At 43.3% G+C, this 17,051-nt stretch carries 13 protein-coding genes; all 13 read left to right on the top strand.

Annotation, left to right across the window (positions count from 1 at the left end):
• Positions 1 to 9: 9 nt before the first annotated feature.
• The 13 genes from LIR34_RS02450 to LIR34_RS02510 all read left to right on the top strand — a co-directional run bounded on the left by LIR34_RS02450 (position 10) and on the right by LIR34_RS02510 (position 17,032).
• Positions 10 to 1,698, top strand: coding sequence for a [FeFe] hydrogenase, group A (locus LIR34_RS02450; protein ID WP_173901985.1), 1,689 nt, complete (start codon positions 10 to 12; stop codon positions 1,696 to 1,698).
• Between the two features lie 86 nt (positions 1,699 to 1,784).
• On the top strand, positions 1,785 to 3,254 hold the full coding sequence (gene spoIVA, locus LIR34_RS02455) for a stage IV sporulation protein A (protein ID WP_173901984.1): 1,470 nt from the start codon (positions 1,785 to 1,787) through the stop codon (positions 3,252 to 3,254).
• 230 nt (positions 3,255 to 3,484) lie between these two features.
• Positions 3,485 to 4,936, top strand: coding sequence for a sugar transferase (locus LIR34_RS02460; protein WP_173901983.1), 1,452 nt, complete (start codon positions 3,485 to 3,487; stop codon positions 4,934 to 4,936).
• Between the two features lie 162 nt (positions 4,937 to 5,098).
• Complete coding sequence (locus LIR34_RS02465) at positions 5,099 to 8,239, top strand: fucose pyrophosphorylase domain-containing protein (RefSeq protein ID WP_244092171.1); 3,141 nt, start codon at positions 5,099 to 5,101, stop codon at positions 8,237 to 8,239.
• Positions 8,240 to 8,891: 652 nt separating this feature from the next.
• A complete protein-coding gene (locus LIR34_RS02470) occupies positions 8,892 to 10,160 on the top strand; it encodes a glycosyltransferase family 4 protein (RefSeq protein ID WP_118342172.1) in 1,269 nt (422 codons plus the stop codon).
• A 15-nt stretch (positions 10,161 to 10,175) separates the two neighbouring features.
• Positions 10,176 to 10,748 carry an acyltransferase gene (locus tag LIR34_RS02475; protein ID WP_118342175.1) on the top strand — a complete coding sequence of 191 codons (573 nt, stop codon included), beginning with the start codon at positions 10,176 to 10,178 and terminating at the stop codon, positions 10,746 to 10,748.
• Between the two features lie 4 nt (positions 10,749 to 10,752).
• Positions 10,753 to 11,811: an acyltransferase family protein gene (locus LIR34_RS02480; protein ID WP_118342178.1), complete on the top strand. Its 1,059-nt coding sequence runs from the start codon at positions 10,753 to 10,755 to the stop codon at positions 11,809 to 11,811.
• Positions 11,812 to 11,885: 74 nt separating this feature from the next.
• Positions 11,886 to 12,614 (top strand): acyltransferase family protein, encoded by a 729-nt coding sequence (locus LIR34_RS02485; RefSeq protein WP_173901981.1) that lies wholly within the window; start codon positions 11,886 to 11,888, stop codon positions 12,612 to 12,614.
• Positions 12,586 to 12,894: a hypothetical protein gene (locus LIR34_RS02490; protein ID WP_173901980.1), complete on the top strand. Its 309-nt coding sequence runs from the start codon at positions 12,586 to 12,588 to the stop codon at positions 12,892 to 12,894. Before LIR34_RS02485 ends, LIR34_RS02490 begins: the two co-directional genes overlap by 29 nt.
• Positions 12,895 to 12,901: 7 nt before the next feature.
• Entirely contained in the window at positions 12,902 to 13,807 is a 906-nt protein-coding gene (locus tag LIR34_RS02495) for a glycosyltransferase family 2 protein (RefSeq protein ID WP_118342183.1), read from the top strand.
• A gap of 27 nt (positions 13,808 to 13,834) precedes the next feature.
• Positions 13,835 to 14,926, top strand: a complete 1,092-nt coding sequence (locus LIR34_RS02500; protein WP_118342186.1) for a glycosyltransferase family 4 protein — start codon at positions 13,835 to 13,837, stop codon at positions 14,924 to 14,926.
• A gap of 16 nt (positions 14,927 to 14,942) precedes the next feature.
• Positions 14,943 to 16,232, top strand: a complete 1,290-nt coding sequence (locus LIR34_RS02505; protein ID WP_118342189.1) for a glycosyltransferase family 4 protein — start codon at positions 14,943 to 14,945, stop codon at positions 16,230 to 16,232.
• The gene (locus LIR34_RS02510) at positions 16,229 to 17,032 is read left to right on the top strand and encodes a glycosyltransferase family 2 protein (RefSeq protein ID WP_118342191.1); all 804 of its coding nucleotides are present in this window, start codon (positions 16,229 to 16,231) and stop codon (positions 17,030 to 17,032) included. Before LIR34_RS02505 ends, LIR34_RS02510 begins: the two co-directional genes overlap by 4 nt.
• The last annotated feature ends 19 nt before the right edge of the window (positions 17,033 to 17,051 follow it).

The following is a 17,051-nucleotide window of genomic DNA, read 5'->3' on the forward strand; positions in this document are numbered from 1 at the left end:
GGCTGACTTATGGGTACAATGACAATTGACGGTAGAAAAGTTGAATTTACCGATGAAAAAAACGTCCTGACCGTTATCCGTAACGCAGGCATTAATATTCCGACACTGTGCTATCATTCGGAACTCTCTACATTTGGTGCCTGTCGTTTATGTACGGTAGAAGATAACAGGGGCAAGACCTTTGCTTCCTGTTCAGAAGAACCGAGAGACGGTATGGTTATTTATACCAATACCGATAAATTAAGAAAATATCGTAAACTGATCGTAGAACTGCTTCTTGCAGCACACTGCCGTGACTGTACAACCTGTATTAAGAGCGGTGAGTGCGTTCTCCAGGAACTGGCACACCGTCTCGGCGTGAGAAACGTTCGTTTCCAGAATACAAGAGAGTATCATGAACTGGATTTCAGTTCACCATCCATCGTTCGTGATCCGAACAAATGTATCCTCTGCGGAAACTGTGTACGTGCCTGTGAAGAAATTCAGGGAATCGGTGCACTTGGATTTGCTTTCCGTGGAACAGAAGCTATGGTTATGCCTGCATTTAACAAAAAGATTGCAGAGACACAGTGCGTAAACTGTGGACAGTGCCGTGCTTTCTGTCCGACAGGAGCGATTTCCATTCATACTAATACAGACAAAGTATTTAAAGCACTGGCAGATCCGGATGTCCGCGTCGTTGCACAGGTTGCTCCGGCAGTCCGCGTTGCAGTAGGCGATCACTACGGACTCCAGAAGGGCCGCAGTGTTATGGGCAAGATCGTCAATGCACTTCATCGCATGGGATTTGACGAAGTTTATGATACTACTTTCAGTGCTGACCTTACCATCATGGAAGAAAGTGCAGAATTCCTTGACCGCATAGAAAAAGGCGAGAAACTGCCTCTTCTTACCTCCTGCTGTCCGGCATGGGTAAAATTCATCACAGATCAGTACAAGGATTACATTCCGAATATTTCCACCTGCAGATCTCCACAGGGAATGATGTCTGCAGTTATCAAGGAATACTTCCGTGATCCGGAGAATGCCAAAGGCAAAAAGACTGTTATGGTTTCCATCATGCCATGTACAGCCAAGAAGGCAGAAGCAGCTCGTCCGAACAGCTATACACATGGTGAGAAAGATACCGATATCGTTATTACAACGACAGAACTTCTCCGCATGATCGACAACTTCGGCCTCGATTTTGCGACAATTGAGCCGGAAGCATGCGATACACCATTCGGATTTGGTTCCGGCGGCGGCGTTATCTTTGGTGTTACCGGTGGTGTTACAGAGGCGGTTCTCCGTCGACTTACTCCAGATCACAGCAAAGAAGCAATGCGAGAGATCGCTGAGTGCGGTGTCCGTGGAGATGAAGGCATCAAAGAATTCTCCGTACCATACAAGGGCATGGAGATTAAGATCTGTGTAGCCAGCGGACTTGCCAATGCGAGAATTGTCATGGATCGTGTAAAGAACGGCGAAGCAGAGTATCACCTGATCGAGGTTATGGCATGCCGCCGCGGCTGTATCATGGGAGGCGGACAGCCGACCAGATCCGGCGACAGAACCAAGGCAGCCAGAGCAAGAGGTCTGTACAACGCAGACAACACCATGATCATTAAGAAATCCGACGAGAACCCGATGGTACTGGAACTTTATCAGGGACTTCTCAAAGGCAGAGAGCACGAACTGCTCCATAATGAGTTTTATTGAATAGAATAATTTCATAAAAAACTACCCTCCTGCATACATTATAACGATACATGGGATTGTGCGAATTTATGCAGGGGGGATTTTTTATGGAAAATTTTCAGATTTACCGGGACATTCAGGCTCGTACCGGTGGGGATATATACATAGGCGTTGTCGGACCGGTGCGTACAGGAAAATCCACGTTTATCCGAAGATTTATGGAGCTTATGGCACTTCCTGCGATGGAACCAGACAAACAGGCAGAAGTGCGGGATCAGCTTCCCTTAAGCGGTTCAGGGAAACTCATCACCACGGTGGAACCCAAATTTATTCCGAAAGAAGCGGTTCCCGTCACCCTCGGTGAAGACCAGAAGGTGAGGATAAAACTGATCGACTGTGTTGGCTTCCTCGTAAAGGATGCCTCTGGGCATATTGAGGAGGGAAGAGAACGGATGGTCAGAACCCCGTGGTTTGAAAAATCTATTCCCTTCCACGAAGCGGCACAGGTTGGCACCCGCAAAGTGATCGAGGAACACGCGACCATTGGGCTTGTGGTCACAACAGACGGAAGCTTCGGTGAAATCCCGCGGCAGAATTTTGCCGAGGCGGAGGCACTCACAGTAAATGAACTGAAAAAACAGGGAAAACCATTCCTGATCCTTGTCAACTCCCAGACACCATATAAAGAAGAAACACAGAAGCTCTGCCGCAGGCTGTGGGATAACTATGGCGTAACCACGATCGCTGCAAACTGCGAACAGCTTCGGAAGGAAGATGTCACAAGAATCCTGGAAAACATTCTCTATGAATTTCCGGTCAGTGAGATCCAGTTCTACATTCCGAAATGGGTGGAGATGCTCTCCCCTGAGCACGAACTGAAAGCCCAGATCCTCACCCAGATCAGAGAACATATGCAAAAGCTGGCGCATATCCGTGATATCACAAAGGACTCCATACAGCTCACGGGCCCTTATGTCCAGGAAACCCTTCTTGATCAGATCGACCTTTCCAGCGGCATTATCCGCATCCGGGTTCAGGTTCGGGACGAATATTATTACAAAATTTTAAGCGAACTGAGCGGCATCACTATGGAAAGCGAATACGACCTGATCCATACCATGAAGGAACTGACCAATATGAAAGAGCAGTATGTCAAGGTCAGGGATGCTCTCGAAGCTGTCCGTTCCACCGGCTATGGAGTAGTTGTGCCCGAGCTTTCCGAGATCCAGATCGAAACGCCGACCGTTATCCGCCAGGGAAATAAGTTCGGCGTAAAAATCCGCTCCAAGAGCCCGTCCATACACATGATAAAAGCAAACATCGAGACAGAGATTGCCCCGATCGTCGGAACCGAGCAGCAGGCAAACGATCTCATCCAGTACATCGGTGAGAGCAGCCAGCGCGGCGAGAGCATCTGGGAGACCAATATCTTCGGCAAATCAATTGAACAGCTTGTAAAGGACGGCATCAGCAGCAAGATTTCCACCATCGGCGAAGAAAGCCAGACCAAGCTTCAGGATACCATGCAGAAAATCGTCAACGACAGCAAAGGCGGGATGGTGTGTATTATTATATAGAAGAAAGGTAACCAGGGCTTCACGGCAGCGCCTGTCAGAAACAAAAACAGACAGTTGCTGTGAAGTCTTTTTTGTACACCAAAGCCTGTGAGAAAGTTAGAATTTGCTAAAATAATCAAAAAAGACAGATTTAGTGTCATTTTGTGCCGAATCAACCACTCTTTTTGGTTGACGAATTTTGGTTAAACAGGTATAGTATATAACGAGAATATAAAAGTGGAGTTGAGTATATGTATAAGAAATCAGCAAAAGGTTGGTTGAAGCACTGGGATTTTATTCTGTTGGATATTATCTGTCTGCAGCTTTCATTCGTCGTTGCATATTATCTGCGGCAAGGGGATGGCAACCTCTATAGCGATCATTTGTACAGCGGCGTGGCAATCAGTTTTATTCTATGCCAGATTGCGGTAATGTTCTTCAGCCAGTCCTATCAGGGAATCCTGAAGAGAGGATATTACGCTGAATTTACCAAAACGGTAAAGCATGTCTGCATGGTCATGCTGTTGTCTATGGCTTATCTTTTTATTACCCAGCAATCGGAACAGTTTTCCAGAATCATCTTTTTTATCACAGCAGGAATTTATCTGGTCATTGCCTATATCGCCAGACTTCTGTTGAAACGCTATGTCCTCGAGAAGAATCTTAACGACAAACATAAGAAGTCCATGGTGCTGGTCGTAGCATCTGATGAGGCTGAGATCACAATTAATCGAATGATGAGCGGACCGATCCAGGATTTTGTGATCACAGGAATTGCCTTTATGAATAAAGGCTTTAAGGGCGATACATTCAACGGAATCCCGGTTGTCGGAGATATTGACACAGTCAAGGAATATCTCTGTCGTGAGTGGGTTGACGAGGTCTTTATCAAGATCACGGATACACAGCCATATCCGGTGAAGCTGATCGATGAGATCGTTACCATGGGACTGACCGTACATATGAGTCTTGGTTCCGTAGAGCAGTCGCTTCCAGGAAAGAAGTTCGTGGAGAAAGTCGGCGATTACACTGTTGTCACTTCCAGTATCAACACAATCACGCCGAAGGAAATGATCTATAAGCGGCTTATGGATATCGCAGGCGGTATTGTAGGATGTCTGATCACTTTACTTCTGATCATTACCATAGGTCCGATGATCTACATCAAATCACCGGGACCGATCTTCTTCTCACAGGTTCGTATCGGTAAGAACGGTAAGCGCTTCAAGATCTATAAGTTCCGAAGCATGTACATGGATGCCGAGGCCCGCAAGGCAGAACTTATGAGCCAGAACAAGATGGATGGATTTATGTTCAAGATGGATTACGATCCACGAATCATCGGCAGCGAGAAGAAGGACAAGAACGGTAATCCGAAAGGCATCGGAAACTTCATCCGCAAGACCTCACTGGATGAATTTCCGCAGTTCTGGAATGTTCTTAAGGGAGATATGAGTCTGGTAGGAACACGCCCGCCGACAGTAGACGAGTGGGAGAAGTATGAACTTCACCACAGAAGCCGTATGTCCACCAAACCGGGAATCACCGGTATGTGGCAGGTGAGCGGACGAAGCGATATCACAGATTTCGAAGAAGTTGTACGCCTTGACACTGAGTACATAGAACACTGGACCATAGGTCTGGATATCAAGATTCTGATCAAGACAGTCCTAGCTGTTGTCAAACACGAAGGATCTGTATAGTAACTGTTCACAATAACTCTGTATAACTTGACAGAATGAAATCAAACGAGTATGATGAAGAAATGTATATGTAAAAGTCATATTACGCTGGCTCCCGGGTCAGCGTAATATAAAAAAAACAAAATTAGATAAGTTATAAATATAACTAAGAAAAGGAGAAATATGAATACATCCATAAAGAAGTTAGACGATGGCAGACAAACAGAATCCATGACCTCTTTATTCTTATCACAGTCTTATCAGGATGCATGGGACGATTACGCACGCTCTTTGAAGAAAGAAGGCTTTGCAAGATGGGACTATATCGTATTAACCGCTTCCAATGAGGAACAGGCAGAAGGATTTCATGCACAGATCGCATTGCGGCAGAAAGAGAAACTTCTTCCATCCCAGACCAGATTTTTGATTCTGCCGGATCCTGATGGGAAGCGCGTCGGAAGCGGCGGTGCAACCTTAAACGTACTCCGTGCGATTGCAGAAGCGGAAGGAACAGGAGATTTTACAGGCAAAAAAATCCTTGTCATCCACAGCGGCGGAGACAGCAAACGCGTCCCGCAGTATTCCGCAATGGGAAAACTGTTTTCACCAGTGCCTCACGAACTTCCGGATGGAAGAACCTCCACACTTTTTGACGAGTTCATGGCTGAGATGAGCGGAGTTGCAGGACGGATCCGCGAGGGAATGGTATTACTTTCCGGCGATGTCCTTCTGTTATTCAACTCCCTTCAGATTGATTTTCCGGGAAGAGGTGCAGCAGCAGTTTCCTTCAAGGAAAATGTCGAAATCGGTAAAAACCACGGAGTCTTCCTCATGGGAGAAGACGGAAATGTGGCGAAATTCCTTCATAAACAGACTACCGAAAGCCTCCGTGCCCAGGGAGCAGTCAACGAACAGGACTCCGTAGATATAGACACCGGAATGGTGATCTTCAGCCCTGAGATTCTGAACGGACTGTACAGCCTGATCAGCAGACAGGGGATTTTTGACAAAGAAAAATACGATACCTACGTAAATGAGACTGTGCGACTGTCACTGTATGGAGATTTCCTCTATCCACTGGCAGGAGAATCCACACTGGAAGCTTTTTACGAGGAAAAACCGGAGGGAGAATTCTGTCCGGAACTTCTGGCGGCCAGAAAAGTTGTCTGGGAGATCCTGCGTCCATACAGAATGAAACTTCTGCGCCTTTCCCCGGCAAAATTCCTTCATTTCGGAACCACAGCGGAGATCCTGAAGCTGATGACACAGGGAACCCTTCACTACAGCCATCTGGGATGGAAAAGCAAGATCAACAGCAGCGTCGGACAGAATCCGTCCTACGACAGAGATGGAACCAATCTGATCTCCCGAAATATCTGGAAGAGCGGAAGACCGGAGCTTGCACAGGCCAGTGCCAGACCGGGAAGCGTCGCAGCATTAAACAGCATCCTGTCCACAAACGCAGAATGTGGCGAGGACTGCTATCTGGAGGTCAGCTATGTACATCCAGGATCTGTGATCGGAAACCATGTCGTTCTCTCTTATATCGATATCCACGGAGAAACCGTCCCGGATGAAGTCGTACTCCATGGCCTGAAACAGCGCGACGGACGTTTTGTTGTCCGTATTTACGGCATTCACGATAATCCAAAGACCGCCCTGAGCGAAAACGGCTGTGCTTTCCTGACAGGAACACTCAGACAGTTCATGGACAGAAACGGAATTTCAGAAAATGAGCTCTGGGATGAAGGAGAGAATAAAACTCTCTGGACAGCCCGCCTCTATCCTGTGTGCAGCACAATTCCAGAGGCCGTGGCAGCAGCGCTGAATATTTATGAGATGGTAAACGGAAACGGCGATGCCACTGCGTGGAAAAACTCCGAGCGTAAGAGTTTGTGCTCCGGTTTTGGCGAAGCATCCCCACATGCACTGATCGACTGGCAGAGCCGTATGCACGAGCTGGTCAAGATGGACAGCCTTGAACAGATCATCCACACCGGAGGAACCGTACAGGAGGCACAGAACCTTCTCCAGAAAGACAGCCTGAGCAAGATCCAGAATGAATGGCTGGACCGCCACATCGGAAGAGGCGGCTTCAGCAGCATGATCCGCCTGTATTACTACATTGGCTGTGCACTCGGCGGATCTGAAGGCGAGAAATACATAGACAAATGCTTCCAGACCATAGGAGAAGAAATCCTAGCAGGAACACTGGACAGCATTCAGACAAATTTTGACTGCAGAATCCAGTGCGAGGAACACCATGTAAACCTTCCTCTTCGCGTCAACTGGGGCGGCGGCTGGAGCGATACCCCTCCATACTGCAACGAAAACGGAGGAACCGTCCTCAATGCAGCAATCAGCCTGAACGGCGACCTTCCGGTAAAAGTAACCTTACGCCGTCTGGAAGAACACAAAATCGTTTTTGACAGCCGCGACATGGATACCCATGGAGAATTTACCGAAATAGAACCACTGCAGTCCTGCGGTGATCCCTACGATTCCTTCGCTCTTCAGAAGGCAGCCCTCTTGGTATGCGGAATCATCCCGGCAGAGGGTTCAAGCCTGGAAGAAGTACTTGAGCGGATTGGCGGCGGTATCTTTATGAGCACCGAGGTTGTAGGCGTGCCGAAGGGCAGCGGTCTCGGAACCAGCAGCATCCTTGCAGGTGCCTGCGTAAAAGCTCTGTTTGAATTTACAGGAATCACCTACACACAGGAGGATCTCTACGACCATGTCCTGTGCATGGAACAGTTAATGTCCACCGGCGGCGGCTGGCAGGATCAGGTCGGCGGCCTCTCAATGGGACTGAAATACATCACCGCCGAAAGCGGCATGCACCAGTACCCGAAGGTACAGCAGATCGAACTGAAACAGGAGACAAAAGACGAACTGAACAGCCGTTTCGCACTGATTTATACAGGACAGAGAAGACTTGCACGAAACCTGCTCCGCGACGTTGTGGGACGCTATATCGGAAACGAGCCGGATGCACTGTATGCCCTGTCCGAGATCCAGAGAACAGCAGCTCTGATGCGCTTCGAGCTGGAACGCGGAAACGTAGATGCTTTCGCGAAACTGCTCTCCGAACACTGGGAACTCTCCAAGAAACTCGATAAAGGAAGCACAAACACCTGCATCGACCAGATCTTCGCCGTGATCGAAGACCTCATCGATGGAAAAATGATCTGCGGCGCCGGCGGAGGCGGATTCCTCCAGGTAATCCTGAAGAAAAATGCCACAAAGGAAATGCTGGAAGAAAGATTGAACAACGTATTCCAGGACAGCGGCGTGAATGTCTGGGAGAGCGAGATTTTGTGGTAATAGAAGCTTCTACGAATGTCTACCTCAAACTTTCAGTGGCAGCATGATGGTCTACGGTGGCGTATAAAACTCATGCAAAATACCCCTATTACGAGCCTGTTTTATTGCAGAGCAAGGGACGGACATGATAACTGCATTTTTCTGGGGAATTAGAGGTGGAGGTTGAAAGCGTTGAAAAGCCCAAAATCTATTTTTCTGGAAAAATTTATTGCAGACGAGAGATGGACATGATAACTGCATTTTTCTGGGAAATTAGAGGTAGTGAGTGGCAGATGATTGTTCATGTTGCGACAAGGAAATGGTATGAACTTGTACAGTTTTAACAAAGTGAGTTGGTTTACGAGTTATGACAATAAAGGTCAGCACTTTGAAAAATGGAGAAGTGCGACTGCGAGTTATGACAATAAGACCTAACACTTTGGTGGTGAGCTGGTATGAAGGTGTCTACCATGAATTTTCAGTTGAGGGAAAATGAGAGTGTAGCCCGTGAAAGGTCTACATAAAAGATTCAGTGGTGGTCGGAAATGTAGATGGTCACTGTGAGAAAAAGGATAACTATAGTGTGATGAACACACTGTTATAAATAGATAAAGTCCGTGGGTGTACTGCATCGGCGGTTAGATATAAAAACTTGTGAGAGGAATATAGCAGAATGTCGAATAAGAAGAATCTCCTGATCTACGCTCATTACTATATTCCAGATACTGCGTCAACGGGGCAGATCCTCCGTGAATTGGCGGAGGGTATGCTGGATAAATTCAACATCACGGTCATCTGTGTGGTGCCGAGTTACTTGGGAACTATTGAAGATAAATACAAATCACAGAAGTATTACGAAGAAGAAATCAACGGCGTAAAAGTCTTAAGGATAAGAGTGCCGGAATTCAGCAAGACTAACAAGAAGAGCCGTGTGAAGAATATTGTTTCCTATTTCTTTGGAGCAATGGGAGTGACCTTTAAGGTTGGCAAGATGGACTATGTGTTCTCCATTTCTCAGCCTCCAATCCTCGGAGGACTGCTGGGCGTTTGGGGCAAGTGGGTAAAACACGCTAAGTACATCTACAACATTCAGGACTTCAACCCAGAGCAAGTGCTGGCGGTCGGTTACACTAAGAATAAGCTCATCACCGATGCCATGATGTGGTTCGACAAGTTTAGTTGCAAGCGTAGCGACCTTGTGATAACAGTCGGCCGCGATCTGGTGGAAACGGTGGAGAACCGTTTCAAGGGAAAGAAAGTTCCTAAGACCGTTATGATCAACAACTGGATCGATGAGAACGAAATCTATCCGTTGGATGAGAATAACGAGAAGGTTCAGGCTTTCAGAAAGAAATACAGTCTCGATGGCAAGTTCGTCATCATGTACTCTGGCAATATTGGTCTTTACTATGACCTTGAGAATCTGATTAAGGTTGTGGAGAAAGTTGTGGCTGGAACGAAAACAGCGGATGGTCGAGAAGTCGTATTTGCATTTGTTGGTGCGGGCTCTGTGCTGGACAAGTTGGTGCTCTATGCAAAGGAGCATCACATGGACAATGTGACTTTCATTCCGTATCAGGATAAGGCTGATCTGATTTATAGCCTAAACGCCGGGGATGTTCACTGGTGTGTGAATGCGAAAGGTATTAAAGGTGTGAGTTGCCCGTCAAAATATTACGGTTTGGCTTCTGCTGCAAGGCCAGTAATTGGGGTCTTGGAATCTGGATCTGAGATCCGGTGCATTATCGAGGACACAAAGGGCGGCCTGTGCTGCGAACCGGGTGAGTATGACAAGGTTGAAGAAAACATCCGCTGGTTCATTGACAATGCTGGCAGCGAAGAACTGAAAGCAATGGGAGCCAGAAGCCGGGAAAACCTTGAGAAGAATCTGACAAGAAATGTAAGCGTACAGAAGTATGCAGAAGAAATTCTGAAGCTGTAAAGGAGGTGAGAGGACATGAACAGTAACTGGTTCAAGCTGGTTATGAAGATGACAAAAGTTGAATATGGAAAGAACCTCTTGCTGAAGGGTGTACCAATCATTTTCAACAAAGGCGGTGCCAAACTGAAGATTGGTGAGAACGTCACAATTAAGAGCAGCTTCCTCAGTAATTTGGTTGGACTTTACAGCCGGACAATCATTGTTACCCGCGCTCCGGGAGCAGAGATTGAAATCGGAGATAACGTGGGAATAAGTGGAGCAACGATTTACGCCCGCAAGAAGATTACGATTGGTGAAAACACCTGTATCGGTGGTAACTGCAAAATTCTGGACAATGATTTCCATCCTATCGAAGCAGAAGCCAGAAATAAACTGCTGCGAGATGAAAACGGTGGTGACAGTGATCTGGTGCCGAGCAGGAAGATTGTGATAGGGAAAAACTGCTTTATCGGGTGCAACAGCATAATCCTGAAAGGCACAGTGCTGGGCGATGGCTGCGTTGTCGGTGCTGGTGCTGTGGTATGCGGAAAGTTTGAAGATAACTGTGTGATTGCTGGAAATCCAGCAAAAGTGATTAGGAGGCTGTAAGAGGATGGGGGAGACTTCAAAACAATCAACTTCATCATTTGTATTCGGGGATAATTCATTTGATGTCTTGCGGATATTCTCAGCCTTACTTATTGTGTTGGGCCATATAATAGGACACTTAAATTGCAATGTTTGGAAACCGCTTTATTTGCTATGGATCCATTGGCCCGGATTATTATGTTTATTTACATTAACTGGTTATTTAATTCCTGCTTCCTTGGAACGATCAAAATCAAAGAAAGAATTTTTGGTGAAACGAATATCAAGAATATATCCAGAGTTATGGGTGGCTTTTGCTGTTTCTCTTGTTGCGGTGTTGGCAATGGGGGGATATGGAAATCTTCATTATAGCGTAAAAGATATAGTGGTATGGACCATATCTCAGGTTACAGTATTTCAGTTTTATACACCATCTTCAATCGAAATTTATGGAGTGGGAAACCCTAATGGAGCCTTATGGACCATTTCAATGGAACTGCAGGTTTATGTTGTTATCATGCTTGTATATCCATGGTTGAAAAAGCAAAAGAAAAGTGTCTGGTGGGGAATTGGATTAATTTCACTCCTATTCAATATCCTCTATCCATTTTCAGAGGCTTTTATACCGACAATTGTGTACAAATTAATAAATGTAACCTTTTTGCCGTATGCATATATTTATTGGATTGGAATATATGCATACACGTTTAAGGATAAACTGATTCCGAAACTCAAAAAATATTTTTGGTATCTTCTTGGAGGTTACATGATATGGTGTGTTCTTAATGATACAGTGTTGCATTTGAGTTTTGGACATTATTGCAATATCGTGTCTGGAGTTTTTATATGTATGTTGACATTAAGTGCAGGATATTATTTTGGCAATCACAAATTCAAAAAAGATTATTCGTACAGTATTTATCTTTACCATATGATAGTGATAAATGTACTTGTTATGTTCGGTATCAAGGGGAATATGTGGGCTATATTTATTACATATGCGACCACTTTGGCATTCTCGTTTATTTCAACGAACTATGTGACAAAGGGCAATAAATTGATACGGAAGTTGCTGCTACGATAAGGTGTAAGTAGGCAAAATGTATGGGGTGATTTAAAAGTAGTTATTCTTACCAAAATGAGGAGAACGATAAGGAAATGAAATATTTTGTGTTTTTTTCAACAATCCTCCTGATTTTATATTTAGTGGAATTTGTAAAGAAAGATAATAGAACTTTCACTTTTATGGATAAAGATTTTACTACAGCTATCAAAGGCTTTTCAATTCTCACAGTCATGTGGGCGCATGCAGGTGCAAGACTTGGTGTTGGCGGAATTCAGTTCATTGCCGGTGTTGGAGTGGCGTTATTTCTTATCTGTTCTGGCTATGGGCTTGAAATGTCATATCAAAGGAATGGTCTGAAAGGTTTTTGGAAGAAACGCTTTTTGAAGGTCTGTATTCCGTTTTGGATTGTGGAGCTAGTTGGATTGCTTATCACACAGCAGTTTGAGATAAAGAAGTATCTGCTAGATGCTGTGTTTATTAGCCCGGCTACAGGTTATGGTTGGTTCATGCAGTATATTGTCATCTGCTATATTTTGTTTTTCAGTGTGAAGATGATGTCAGAGAAGCTACGAGTAAACGAGATGTGGATACTCATTGTGGCATTTGCTGTATGGTTCATAGCTGACAGTTGTTTTTTTGCAGATTCCGGAATGCCCTTCCTGCGAGCAAGACAAATGCTCTCGTTTCCACTTGGCGTGATGATTGCAAAGAACAGAGAAAAGATAGAACGTTATAGCACTCGAAAAAGAACTGTTATTTTAGTATGGGGGGGGTATAACAGGTATACTCTTCATGGCAATCACGCAGTTATCTGTGGTTAAAGCATTGCCGTATTTTGTATCTAATGTAATGGCTTTATTCACGGTGTTACCGCTGGCAATAGCGTTTATTGCATTTGTAGGAAAAGCAAAAGTTTTGCTGAACAACAAATTCTTACTTGGAGCTGGAACTGTTTCTTACGAGATTTATCTTGTTCATGCGTTTTCACTTAATTTGGTAAAGGGCTCATTAGTACGGGTTAGTGTGTTTGTTGCTGTGACGGCTGTACTTGCATGTGTGTTGTATCTGGGACAAAAGAAAATGATGGGAAGTAGGGTTTGAATAAATTATGGTTGATTTAACAGTTGTCATTCTCACGAAGAATGAAGAAAAAAATCTAAGAAAGTGCATTGAATCTTTTTGTGGAATTGTGAAGCGATTTGTGATTGTGGATAGTTTCAGCACGGACGGAACAGAGGCGCTCTGCAAGCAACTTGATTCTGAGTTAAGAGCCAATGGCTCGCAACTTGATTTCTATCAGAATAAGTGGATGGATTACGCTACACAGCTTAACTGGGGACTGACTCAAACTAACATTACTACAGAGTGGTCCATGCGTTTTGATTCTGATGAAGAACTTACCGAGGAGCTTGTAAATGAAATTGAACAGAAACTGCCGGATGTGAAAGAGCCTGTTAACGGTATCATACTTCGGAGACGCGTATATTTCATGGGGCGATGGATCAAGCACGGAGGTAGATATCCGGAACTGTTGCTACGTATTTTCCGCACGGGAAAAGCAATGTGTGAGCAAAAGCTGATGGATGAACACATGATTTTGTCTGAAGGGACAACGACTACATTCCAATACGATTTGATTGATAATAATCAGAAAGACTTGGAATGGTGGACAGCGAAGCATAACTGGTACAGCAACAGGGAAGTTCTGGATCATCAGATGACACTAGCAAACCAGCAAGTAGAGACGCTCGAATCTGGTGGACAGTCCAGCGGACAGGCTTCCATGAAACGCGCGGTAAAGAATGGTGGATATTATAAGCTGCCGAAGTTCTGGCGGGCACATATCTATTTTATTTATAGATATTACATAAAACTGGGTTTTCTGGACGGACCTGAAGGGAAAATATTCCACTTCTTGCAAGCATATTGGTATCGGTTCTTAGTCGATGCAAAACTGTATGAATGTGAGAAAAAAGGCATAACAATGAAGCCACAGGGAGATTTGAAGGCTTAGGAAAAACTTAGTGGGGTATAAAAAGTCATGAGTAAAAAGAAAAAAATACTTGCATTTGCGGATTTTCCATCACCGTACCGTGTTGAAGTTTTTAAAGGTCTTTCAGAATGCTATGATATGTTTGTGATTTTTGATAAAATGTCGGATCAAAATAGAAATGCGGATTGGTTTTGTAAAAGTACAGGGCTGGATTCAGTTTCTCTACTTGATGAAGAGGGAAGAAAGAGATTTGAAAGAGAATTACTTGAATTAAATAAATATGATCTCATTTTGGCATACGATTATCATATCAAAAATGCAATTAAACTCGAAATATCATGTATAAGACAACATGTGCCATATGTTATGAATTGTGATGGTGCATTTATTAGAAAAAATCCGATAAAAAACATGATAAAACGTTATCTTATCAGGCATGCATCTGGTTATTTTGCAAGTGGAAAGCATGCGGCGGAATATTTTATTTACTTTGGGGCGGATGAGAAGAAGATATACTATCATCCGTTTACATCCTTACATTCTTCTGAAATATATGAATATCCAGCTTTGGAGCAAGAGAAGATAGCGTTAAGAACGGAATTAGGATTAAGCAATCAAACTACTTATATATCAATAGGTCAATTTATTCCGCGAAAGGGATTTGACGTATTATTGAATGCGTGGAAAGAATATGACAATGAGAATCAGCTGCTAATTATTGGTGGTGGCGATGAAAAAGAAAAATATGAGAATACTATTAGACAAAATAAATATAAAAATGTTCATTTGATCGATTATAAACCCAAAGAAACAATTTTTAAATATTATAGGGCTTCGGACATTTTTATTTTGCCGACAAGAGAAGATGTTTGGGGACTTGTTGTAAATGAAGCAATGGCTTGTGGGCTACCAGTCATTTCAACTGATATGTGTTTGGGGGCAACTGAACTCATTGAATCAAAGATTAATGGTGAGATTGTTCCAGTAGATAATGAAGAAGAATTGATTAAGGCGATGCAATGGGGACTTTTTTGTGATAGGAAAAAAATAGGTGTTAACAATATAAAGAAGATTCAAGAGTATACCTACGAAAATGTTGTTGATAAACATATCAATGCTATTAACGAGATTCTTCTTTAAATAGTGGAGAGAAAATATGCGAATCGTAATTTACATAAATAACAAGTCAATAGCGGATGTGGATTGTTCTGATTTAACAAAGGGTAATCCTGGAATTGGTGGTACTGAATACTGTATATTATTGTTGGCACAGTTGTATAAAAGGTATTATCCAGACAATCAAATTACATTGATTGCCAGCAGTAAGGGGATACTACCCGAAGTGGATGATATTGTAATAGAAAATAATTTGTTTGCTGTTCCTCAAACAGCAAAGAGTATTGCAGCAGATGTGCTTGTAGTCAGTTCTGTATTTGAGGGGAAGCCTTTGCCTATAGATTTCTTTTCTGCGGTAGAAGCAGAAAAAATCAAAACAATTACATGGGGACATAATTTTTACCTTAATGATTTTTGTAATCTACTAGTAAAGAACGATTTTATTTGCGCAAATGTTTTTGTAGGGCACCAGCAATATGATCGTTATATTGATCATGAAGTAATTCGGAAGTCTACCTACATATACAATATGTACCCAGAAGTTAGTGAACCGTTTCGCAAAGAAAATGATGGAAAAACTGTGACATATATTGGGTCCTTGGTGCCAACCAAAGGTTTTCATCTGTTGGCGAATGCCTGGAAGGCTGTTTTAGTAGAGGTTCCTGATGCACAACTTCATGTTGTCGGCAGCGGTAAACTCTATGATAGGAACTCAAAACTTGGTGTATACGGAATCGCTGAAGAGTCATATGAAAACAGTTTTATAAAAGGAATCACAGACAGAGCTGGTGAATTATTGCCTTCTGTTCATTTCCATGGTGTAATGGGAGAGGAAAAGAAGGAGCTGATAGCTAGGACAAGTGTCGGCGTAGCCAATCCTTCAGGACGGACAGAGACTTTTGGTATCAGTGCAATAGATTTTTCCAGTCGCGGAGTTCCGGTTGTTACCATTGCATCCGGCGGTTTTCTGGATACTGTAGAAAATGAAAAGACAGGCTTGCTATATAATGATACGAAGGATTTGGCAGGCTGCATCGTGCGTTTGCTGAAAGAAAAAGAATTCAATGAAAAATGTGGGGAATATGGAAAAGAATATTCTAAACAGTATGCCCCGGAAAAATTGATTGTAAAATGGCACGAGGTATTTGAACTTGTTTTAAAGGGAAAAAGACCAGCGATTGAAATGCCTACCAATTTTATGAAAAACAATTTGAAGCAGTTTCGGATTTTAAATAGAAAAATCAAGAACTTCCTGCACTGGGAATACCCGATTTCTGTGATAGGAATTGAAACGATAGGAAGAAATCTGTTAAGGAGGTTGGGACATTGATTAAATTTAGCATCATAACGGTATGCTTAAATGCCGGACAAGATTTGATTGATACTGTAGAGAACACATTAAATCAGAGTTATGATAATTTTGAAATCATTGTAAAAGATGGTTTTTCTAAAGATGGTTCTATAGAGAAGTTGCCGTATAATGACAAGATTAAGCTAATTCAAAAGAAAGATACGGGCATTTATGATGCTATGAACCAGGGAATAGAGGCTGCAACCGGTGATTATTTGATTTTTATGAATTGTGGTGATTGGTTTTATGATGGCTCAGTACTTGAAAGAATCGACGCAGCCATCAAAGAAAAGCAGGAGATGTGTTATTACGGTTTGTGCTATAACCGAAAACTTGACAGCATAAACGCTTATCCAAAGAAAGTGACGAGATTTACTTGCTTTCGGACGATGATTTGCCACCAAAGTACAGTATACTGTCGAAAACTGTTTGAGGAGAAAAATTACGATACATCCTATAAAATTTTGGCGGACAGAGAATACTTAATGTGGATTGTCTGTAGCAAACGAATTTCTCCTTGCTATTTGGATTTCCTTATCGTTAACTATCAAGCTGATGGAGCTTGCGAAAATGAAAAGTATAGGGAGCAAAATAAGAAAGATATTCAAAGAATGAACGAGACTTATCTGTCAAACTTTGAACAAACAAAGTTTAAAATCCTGCATTGTTTGACTTTGCCGAGATTAAGGTCTTTGATCTCAAGTAGTCCTAAGCTCGGGAAAATATATATGAAGTCGGTAGATATGATATACAGAGCTATGTCAAAAAACAGCAGGTGATTGTTTTTATCAAGGAGGA

This window comes from Blautia sp. MSK17_66 (assembly GCF_020538025.1).
Taxonomy (GTDB): Bacteria; Bacillota; Clostridia; order Lachnospirales; family Lachnospiraceae; genus Blautia_A.